Source organism: Granulicella sp. S156 (genome assembly GCF_009766105.1).
Taxonomy (GTDB): Bacteria; Acidobacteriota; Terriglobia; order Terriglobales; family Acidobacteriaceae; genus Granulicella.
The window spans coordinates 21,729-27,919 of sequence record NZ_LMUH01000020.1; the positions used below are offsets into that span (position 1 = coordinate 21,729).

General features: G+C 60.0%; 4 protein-coding genes. All 4 read right to left on the bottom strand.

Annotated features, from left to right (window positions below; genetic code table 11):
• Positions 1-94 precede the first annotated feature (94 nt).
• Positions 95-394 (bottom strand): 4a-hydroxytetrahydrobiopterin dehydratase, encoded by a 300-nt coding sequence (locus tag GSQ91_RS14870; RefSeq protein ID WP_158822549.1) that lies wholly within the window; start codon positions 392-394, stop codon positions 95-97.
• A gap of 2 nt (positions 395-396) precedes the next feature.
• On the bottom strand, positions 397-1,815 hold the full coding sequence (glmU, locus tag GSQ91_RS14875) for a bifunctional UDP-N-acetylglucosamine diphosphorylase/glucosamine-1-phosphate N-acetyltransferase GlmU (protein ID WP_158822550.1): 1,419 nt from the start codon (positions 1,813-1,815) through the stop codon (positions 397-399).
• Between the two features lie 44 nt (positions 1,816-1,859).
• Positions 1,860-4,304 (bottom strand): RecQ family ATP-dependent DNA helicase, encoded by a 2,445-nt coding sequence (locus GSQ91_RS14880; protein WP_158822551.1) that lies wholly within the window; start codon positions 4,302-4,304, stop codon positions 1,860-1,862.
• 67 nt (positions 4,305-4,371) lie between these two features.
• Positions 4,372-6,191 (bottom strand): FtsX-like permease family protein (locus tag GSQ91_RS14885; protein WP_158822552.1); only part of this gene is annotated, 1,820 nt, incomplete at its 5' end.

Here is a 6,191-nt window from a genome sequence, read left to right on the forward strand (position 1 = left end):
CAGGTGGTTCGAGGAACTTTCGAGTTGTCCAGAAAACTGGAACTCACTCTGTGCTTTATCATAGCATGAGAATCCCCGCTGTCAAACCGAGCGTTCAAGATTTTCCTGAGGTACTTGTCAGGGACTCATCGAGACTCGCCGCCATATCGGCATCTTTCGCGGTAATGCCTCCAGAATCATGACTTACCAGCGCAAGCCGCACCCGGTTATATCGAATATCGATGTCGGGATGATGTCCAGCGGCTTCCGCCAGTACGGCGACACGGTCCACGAACTCCATTGCCGCAATGAAATTTTTGAATTCCCAGTCGCGAACGAGCTTTCCATCTTCCAGTTTCCACAGGGGGAGACGGGCCACGACTTCCTGCAACTCCTGCTGACTCAACTTTTGCATCGCTACTCCTTCGGCTTAGTTTTAGCCTTGCGCTCGGCTACCCAGCCGGGCTTGGTGGTCTGGCGGCTACGGCCCAGGGCCAGCGAGTCGGCAGGCACATCTTCTGTGATGCAGGAACCGGCAGCTATGTAGGCCCTGTCGCCAATCGTCAATGGAGCGACGAGAGTCGAGTCGGAGCCGACAAAAACGCCGTCGCCGATGGTCGTCGTGTGCTTGTGGACGCCGTCGTAGTTGCAGGTAATGGCTCCTGCGCCGACGTTGACTCCCGCGCCGATTACAGCATCGCCAAGATAGCTGAGGTGGTTGGCTTTCGAGCCGCGTCCCATGCGAACCTTCTTCGTCTCGACGAAGTTGCCGAGATGGGCGGCCTCGCCGATCTCGCTGCCTGGCCGCAGGTGCGAGTAGGGGCCGAGCAGCGCCGCGTTGCCGACGGTGGCTTCGTCAAGAATGCAGCCGTTGCGAACCAGAACGTTGTCGCCAAGTACTGAATTCTGGATGACGGAATAAGAACGGATTCGGCAGTCCTGGCCGATGCGCGTGTTGCCGAGCAGCTGCACAAACGGCTCGATGATCGTGTCAGGACCTACCTCTACGCCGGAGTCGATTACGCTGGTCTCTGGCCGGAAGATGGTTACGCCCTGGGCCATCAATTTGTGAGCTGCGGTGAGCCGCATCACCGCGTCGAGGTGCATCATCTCGGCGATGGTGTTCGCTCCTAATACTTCGTCCACGCTCTCGGCGACTGTGGCGACGACACGCTGGCCTTCAGCAACGAGAAGGGCGGCGATGTCGGTGAGGTAGAACTCGCCGCTGGCGTTTTGGCTGGAGAGACGATCGAGATTGGAGAAGAGTGCGGCGGTTTGAAAGCAGTAGATACCAGAGTTGATCTCGTTGGAACCTGGGTCGCCTGGCTTGAGGTCCTTTTGCTCGACGATACTGGCGACTTCGACCGCCAAGGTATTCGTGCGGTTCACTCGGCCATAACCTGTGGGATCGGACGGAATAGCGGAGAGGATGGTCATCGCCGCTTTCTCTTTCAAATGGAACGCTTCGAGCGCAGAGAGCGTTTCCGGGCGGATCAATGGCACGTCTCCTGAGAGCACCAGCAGATGTTCCGGAGGGGCTTCGCCACCCGTTGTGAAGTGCGCTTTTACTTGTTGCAGTGCATGGCCAGTGCCGCGCTGTTCGGCCTGCAGGACGAAGCCAACACCGGTGGATTCAACCGCTGAGCGCACACGCTCTGCCTCGTGGCCGATGATGCAATAGATGTGTTCCGGCGTAGTGATGGTCTTCGCAGCCGCGATGACATGCAGTAACAGTGAGCGGCCACCGATCTCGTGGAGGACCTTGGGGTGCTTAGACTTCAGCCGCGTTCCTTTGCCTGCGGCCATGATGACAATACCGAATGAGCTTGTATCCATAAGGTGTTTATCCTCTCATGCAGAGCGGTGGGAAGGCTCAGTTCTTACTCTCGGCAAAGCTCAACGACAGCAGCGCCGAAGCGTTCCAGTTTCTCGGTATCGATGCCGCGGACCGTGCGAAGGTCGGAGAGGGAACGTGGTTCGGCCACGACGATATTGTGTAGAACCGTGTCGCTGAAGATGAAAAACGAGGGAAGTCCCGTTTGGGTGGCTTGTTGTTTTCGCCAGTCGCGGAGCTTCGTGTCCAGAGCTTGTTGGTTCGGGGTTAGCTCTGCGGGTGGTGGTGCGGGAGGGGCTGGTTTAGGGGCAGGACGGACAGCTGAACTGGCGGCTGGGCGCGAGGGCTGTGACTCGGAGTTGTGTTGGGCTGGTTGTGCCCTCGATGAGGGCTGCAGGGTCAGGCTGCGCTGAACGGAGGGATTCGGCTCCTTTACCTTTGGCGCTGAGATGGAGGGAACCGCTTCGCCACGGCAGACCGCGAGGATCGCCGCGCCGTAGCGGTCGACCTTGGCAGGTCCCATGCCGGGGACGGCATGGAGATCAGAGAGATTCTTTGGCGCATGGTTGGCGATTGCGCGCATCACAGCATCGGCGAGGATCATGAAAGCCGGGGTCTTGGTAGGTTTGGCTACTTCGGTACGCCAATGGCGGAGACGCTCGAAGAGCTGCTCAGCCTCTGGATTGAGCGGCTGCTTCTCGGCTGACGGTGTGGCACCGCGCGATTTACCGCTGGACTTCTTCTTTGCGGAAGGAGCCTCGGAGAGACTGCCGCGAATCCATACTGTGTCGAGGGTTGCGTCGTCGGGCTCGCGTCCCTCGTGCGTGATACTGGCTTTCTTGTAGGTGATGTCCCGACCTTCAGGATTCCGAAAGGTGTCATTTGCAAGGCTGATGAGGCCAGCACGAGCCAGTGCATCGAGCAGGGTATCGAAATCCTTGCGGTCTTTCATCAGGTGAAGATCGGTGAAGAGCTTGCCGGTAGAGGTGCTCCGCTTATCGAGAGCAGAGAGAATCTCGCGGAGCCACTCGCGCTCCTGCTGGCTTGGCTGATGGGCCGCATTCGCGGAGTTGCCGCTGGGATTGCAGACATCGCAGAGTCCGCAACTTTGGGCCTTGTCGCTGGTATCGCCGAAGTGCTGAACCAAGGCGGCCATGCGGCAGCTGTTGGACTCAGCAAAGGCGATCATGCGGTCGATTTGGGCGCGACGGATGGCGACCTGCGACTCATAGCCTTTCTGCCATGTGGTCTCGCCGGTTCCGCGCACATCGCCTGCCATATCCATCAGGGCAACCCCAGCGGCTAGCAGTTTTTCGATGGTGCGGTCGAGGGTTTCGCGATCGATCTTGAGCTTGCGCTGGAGCGATTCGACTTGAACATATTCATCGGTGAGAGCGACGGAGACGCGTTCGAGGTCGGAGGTTGGCGGGTAGTTCTTTTCGAGGAAAAACTCCTGCAGGCGGCGGTCGGCAAAGCCGTGGAGGAGGATGGTGCGAGAGGGGAGGCCATCGCGACCGGCGCGGCCAATCTCCTGGTAGTAGGCTTCTACGGAGCCGGGGAGCGCGACGTGGATGACGGTACGTACGTCGGCCTTATCGATACCCATACCGAAGGCAACCGTGGCGACGACGACGTCGAGTTTGCCGGAGAGAAAAGCCCGCTGCACTCGGTCACGTGTGGCGGCGTCAAGACCCGCATGATAGGCGGCAGTGGGGAAGTGCTTGTGGAGTTTCCCGGCAAGCTCTTCCGCGGATTTGCGCGACGCTGCATAGATGATGGCGGGACGAGCGGAAGGCTCCTTGAGCAGCTTCAGGGCAAAGTCGTCGCGCTGTGGCTTGGAGAGTTCTACGACCTCAACGGCGAGGTTACTGCGGCGAAAGCCGGTGATGAAGATTGCAGTACTCTGCAGGTTAAGTTGGTGGGCGATGTCCTGCTGGACGGTTGGTGTTGCTGTTGCCGTCAGTGCGATAATCGGCGACGGGCGAAGTGCCAGCAGGTGCTGGCCCAGTGTTCTGTAGTCCGGCCGGAAATCATGCCCCCACTGCGAGATGCAGTGAGCTTCGTCGATGGCGATCAGTGCAGGCTTACGCTTGGCCAGCATCTCGGGAAATCCCGGAACCCGCATGCGTTCAGGAGCAATGAATAGAAAATCCAGCTCGCCGGCGAGGTAGTCGCGGCAGGCCTGGCGAGAGTCGTCGCGGGAGAGCCCTGAGTGGATGCGAGCGACGCGAAGGCCCAGCTCGGTGAGCTTGGAGGACTGATCGTCCATCAGGGCGATCAACGGGGAGATGACCAGCGCCGTTCCGCCGAGAGCCAGGGCTGGAAGCTGATAGCAGAGACTTTTGCCCGCTCCCGTAGGCATGACCAGCAGAACATCGCGACCGGAGGCGGCGGCTTCACAGACCTCGCGCTGATGGGCACGAAACTCGCGATGCCCGAAGACGCTGTGAAGGAGTTCCGAGAGATCGCGAGTTGGCGAAGGAGTGGCCATGTGCCTCGGCTATCTTCGCATATTCTTTGCCTCAGTAAAATACTTCGCATTCACCAGAAGCAATGCGCTATTCCGTGCGGAGCGCTTGCATCGGCTCCACGGAGGCGGCTCTGCGGGCAGGAAGAACAGCTGCCAGAGTCACCATCACTGCGGAAAGAACGACCGCTCCCCCCAAAGTCAGGCCATCGTACGTGGCAACCCCATACAGTTGGCTGCGAAAGAGTCGGGCGAGCGCGACGATCGAAGGTAGCGCGATCGCAGTGGCAATCACCGCGATCACGGTCATCTCGCGCAATACCAGGACTACGACATTGCTCCGCTGCGCTCCGAGCGCCAGTCGCACGCCTATCTCTCGCGTGCGTTGCTCGATGGAATAGGCCAACACGCCATAGAGACCGACGGCTGCCAACACTAATGCGAGAGCCGAGAAGCCGATGGCGAGAAACGCCAGAGCGCGCTCATCCGAGGTGCTTCTGTCCACCTCGGCGTCCATGCTGCGCAGACCATCGACGACCAGGGTCGGGTCGAGACGCTGCAGGCCCTTCCTGATCGCAGCCTCGACTGTCTCTGGTGCCTGTGCTGTCCTTGCATAGATCTGCACGCCCCCCGGATGGTCGATCTGCAGATAGGGTTGGTAGACCGTGGGTCCTGCGAAATTGCGTAGGTCCTGATGCTTGATATCACCTACGACACCCACAATTGCTGCAGGAGAAGAGGGTCCGCTTGGATCGTCGGGTATTTTGGTTACACTGTGGCCAAGTGCATTCTGCGCGGAGCCGTAGAACTTCTTGGCAAAAGCCAGGTTGACTACCGCTACCTTCGGCGCTCCTGCCACATCCGCCCAGGTGAACTCTCTTCCTGCCAGCAGCGGCTGCTGGAGTGTCGCGAAGTAGCCGGGCGTGATCCGGGGAGATTCGACGTCCCTGCTTTCGCCTTCGATTGCCGCGTGCCCTTCGACGCTAAAAGCATCAACATTCGTGTCCCCAGTAAGTTCGGGGTCCGTCGTGGCCGCGACGGAGGTGACGCCGGGGACTTGGCGGACCCTTTCGAGCCCCTGGGTCACGAGAGGCTTCTCCCTGTCCTCTCCGTAGCCGGAGTCCGAGGGATCGAAACTGAAGGTCGCGAGGTGCCCTATCTCAAAGCCCACTTGTTGATGTCGAAGATTGTCGAGTGTGCGTACGAACAGGCCTGCGCCTCCCAGCAGAAGCACGCTGAGTGCGATCTGTGAGCCAACGGCCAGCTTACGAAATCGTTGGGCGCCCTGCGAGGCCGTTCCAGAACTCTGCCGCAGCGCCTGGACCAGATCGGGCCGGATAAAGTGGAGCACAGGCGCCACGCTGAACAGCAGGCTTGCCACGAGCGCTACACCCAGCGTGAACAGAAACACACGGGCGTCGATAGCTGCGGAATAGGGTTCGCTGCCGGGATCGGCGTTCGTCAGCAACCGGACCAACGTGGTGGCCACGAGGGGGGCCAGCGCAAGTCCCGCCACAGCACCTACTGTGCCCAGCAGGACCCCTTCAGTCAGCAGTTGCGAGACGATCCGGCCGCGTTTCGCGCCTAGAGCGTAGCGCATCGACATCTCCCGCGCGCGGCCTGCCGCCCGCAACAACAGCAAGGTGGCCACGTTGATGGCGCACATGGCTACCAGCAAGCCCGCCATGCTCATCAGGATGATAAGAGGTGTCTCCAAGTCTATGCGATTCGGAGAAAACCCCTTGGAGTCGTCCACGACGTTAAGCCGTGAGTCGTCGAGAAATCGCTTCTTGAACTGCTCTGTCCTGGACTTATAGAGCGTCAGTTCATAGGCGCGGAGGTCATGCCACAGTGGTCCAAGCTGGGCCTGCGCCTGGGCACTTGTAACTCCCGGCTTCAGCCGCGCGACCA